This window comes from Streptomyces albipurpureus, assembly GCF_023701525.1.
GTDB lineage: Bacteria > Actinomycetota > Actinomycetes > Streptomycetales > Streptomycetaceae > Streptomyces > Streptomyces albipurpureus.
This window is the reverse complement of record NZ_JAMQAW010000077.1, coordinates 1-984: the sequence shown is the minus strand read 5'-3', so window position 1 is coordinate 984 and position 984 is coordinate 1. Positions and strand designations below refer to the sequence as shown.

Annotated in this window: 1 protein-coding gene; it reads left to right on the top strand. The window is 66.0% G+C overall.

Annotation, left to right across the window (positions count from 1 at the left end; translation table 11 throughout):
• Positions 1-984, top strand: a 984-nt coding sequence (locus NBG84_RS35460) for an AMP-binding protein (RefSeq protein WP_250923815.1), incomplete at both ends; no start/stop codon positions are given.

Sequence of the window (984 nt, the reverse complement as noted above, 5' to 3'; positions counted from 1 at the left end):
TTCTGCCGACCCGAGCAGAGTGTGGGCGATGTCATCACCGAGCTGCAGGACCGGCAGACCACACTACTCGACCACCACTACTACGGACTGGCCGACATCCAACGCGGCACCGGACTACCCGCCCTGTTCGACACGATCGTCGTGTTCGAGAACTACCCGGTCGACCGTGAGGGCATCAGCGAGGCGAACACCTCGGCGGGAATCACGGTCGACGCCATCCGGCCGCTCGCAGGCGCCCACTACGCGCTCACCCTCAACGCCTCAGACCCCAACCTGCGGCTCTCCCTCGACTACCAGAACAACCTCTACGACCCTTCGGTGGCGGAGGCGATCGCTACCCGGTTGGTGCGGGTGTTGGAGCAGGTGGCCGCCGACCCGCAGCTGCCGGTCGGTGCGATCGAGGTGCTCTCGGCGCAGGAGCGCGAGTGGCTGCTGCGGGAGGTCAACCAGACAGCGCATCCCGTGGTGGCGGGCACTTTGCCGGACGCGTTCGAGGCCCAGGCGGAGCACTCCCCCAAGCGACAAGCCGTGATCGGAGAACAGGAGACGCTGACCTACGCGGAGTTCAACCGGCGTGCCAACCAGTTGGCGCACTGGCTGGTCGAGCAGGGCGCGGGCCCCGAACGGATCGTGGCGGTGCGTATCCCCCGTTCGGTTGAGCTGATGGTGGCGATCTACGCGGTGGTCAAGGCCGGCGCCGCCTATCTGCCCGTGGACACCGAACTACCCGAAGACCGCGTACGCCAACTCCTGGACAGCGCCGACCCCGTGCTGACACTCGACGAAACACTCCCACAAGTCTCCGCATATCCGGAGACCAACCCGGAGCGTGTGTTGTCACCGGACAACGCCGCCTATGTCATCTACACCTCCGGCTCCACCGGTGGCCCCAAGGGCGTGCAGGTGTCACACCGGTCGATCATGAACCGCATCGAATGGGGTCTGGCCCACTTCGACGTCACGCCCGAAGACCGGATGCTACTG